This is a genomic window from Thioclava sp. UBA3469 (assembly GCF_002378135.1).
In the GTDB taxonomy this organism is placed as follows: domain Bacteria; phylum Pseudomonadota; class Alphaproteobacteria; order Rhodobacterales; family Rhodobacteraceae; genus Thioclava; species Thioclava sediminum.
Genome location: NZ_DFRG01000123.1, coordinates 1 through 1,598, shown reverse-complemented (window position 1 = coordinate 1,598; position 1,598 = coordinate 1). Strand labels below are relative to the sequence as shown.

Annotated in this window: 2 protein-coding genes; both read left to right on the top strand. The window is 66.6% G+C overall.

Annotated features, from left to right (window positions below; genetic code table 11):
- Positions 1–122: 122 nt before the first annotated feature.
- Positions 123–1,343, top strand: a complete 1,221-nt coding sequence (locus tag B3D39_RS10105) for a TCR/Tet family MFS transporter (RefSeq protein WP_274963545.1) — start codon at positions 123–125, stop codon at positions 1,341–1,343.
- Positions 1,344–1,346: 3 nt separating this feature from the next.
- The coding region (locus B3D39_RS10100) for a DegT/DnrJ/EryC1/StrS family aminotransferase (RefSeq protein ID WP_286789649.1) at positions 1,347–1,598 on the top strand (252 nt) is incomplete at its 3' end.

The following is a 1,598-nucleotide window of genomic DNA, read 5'->3' as shown; positions in this document are numbered from 1 at the left end:
CCCCGAGGCGCTGCTCGATCATTTCGACGATCTGCCCGCGCTGGCCGCGCGGATGCTCGGGTGAGCGCCTCGGCGGGGCCGTGCCGCCCCGAACCACCCCTCAGACGCGGCCGCCGACGGCCATGACCGCAGCCCCCATCGGTCCTTCGCGCTTTCACGCCACCGCCTTCGTTCTGATCGCGGTGTTCCTCGACATGGTGGGGTTCGGCCTGATCATCCCGGTGCTGCCCTCGCTGATCGCGGATGTCGGCCACGTCGATCTGGCGCAGGCGAGCCGGATCGGCGGCTGGATGTTCGCGGCCTTCAGTCTCGCCCAGTTCCTGTTCGCGCCGCTGATGGGCAACCTCTCGGACCGGTTCGGACGGCGCCCGCTTTTGCTGCTCGCGATCGGGGGCTTGGGCGTCGATTACCTGTTTCACGCCTTCGCGCCGACGCTGCTCTGGCTCTTCGTGGGCCGGATCGTCGCGGGCATCTGCGGCGCGTCCTACGTCATCGCGAACGCCTATCTCGCCGACATCACCCCACCGGCCGAGCGTGCCCGCGCCTTCGGTCTGATCGGCGCGGCCTTCGGCTTCGGCTTCATCGCAGGGCCCGCGCTTGGCGGGTTTCTCGGCGAGCTTGGCCCCCGCATTCCCTTCTTCGTGGCTGCTGCACTCTCGGGGCTGAACCTGATCTACGGGCTGATCGTGCTGCCCGAAAGCCTGCCCCAGGGCCTGCGCCGTCCGGTGAACTGGCGCGCTTGCAACCCGCTGGGAACGTTGAAAGTCTTCGCGCGGTATCCGGGCGTGCTGCCAATGGGCACCGCCCTTGGCGTCTATCTGTTCGCCTCCGCCGTCTATCCCGCGATCTGGCCCTATTGGGGGATGGCGAAATTCGGCTGGTCCGAGGGGACGGTGGGGCTGACGCTTGCAGGCTATGGCGTTGTCGCGGCGATCTTTCAGGGCGGGCTGGCCGGTCCGCTCGCGTCTCGTTTGGGCGAGGCGAGGGTGGTGGTGATCGGGCTGATTGTCGGGATCGGCATGACCATCGCACTGGGTCTGTCGACCTCGCTTGCAATGGTCCTGATCGTCCTCTTGATCACCGGGATCGAGGGGCTGGTGCATCCGATGATCGCCTCGCTGATGTCCAACGCGGTGCCCGAGGATGCGCAGGGCGCGCTGCAGGGTGGCATATCCGCGCTGATGAACCTCGCAATGCTGGCGGGCACCTTGTTCTTCACCCAAGTCTTCGGGATATTCCTCGCCGAGAACGCTCCGATCCGCACGCCGGACATGGCCTTTTACGTGGCCTCCGTGATCCTGTTGGCGGCATTGGCGCTGTTTATCCGTGCAAGAAAGGTCTGAGCGATGTCCGAGGTCTTCAAAGGCAATTTCACCCAGCAGGAGCCGATCCCCGAAGACGCGATCGAACGCGCCGTCGAGGTGATGCGCTCGGGTCGCCTGCATCGCTACAACACGCTGCCCGGAGAGCCGGGCGAAGTGGCGCTGCTGGAGGAGGAATTCGCTGGATTGACCGGTGCGCCTTATTGCCTTGCGGTGGCCTCGGGTGGCTATGCCTTGGGCTGCGCGCTGCGCGCCGTGGGCGTGGGGCCGGGCGAT

Bases quoted from the DNA above. Each gene is read 5' to 3' on its own strand.
- B3D39_RS10105 (WP_274963545.1), top strand. From the start codon at position 123: ATGACCGCAGCCCCCATCGGTCCTTCGCGCTTTCACGCCACCGCCTTC.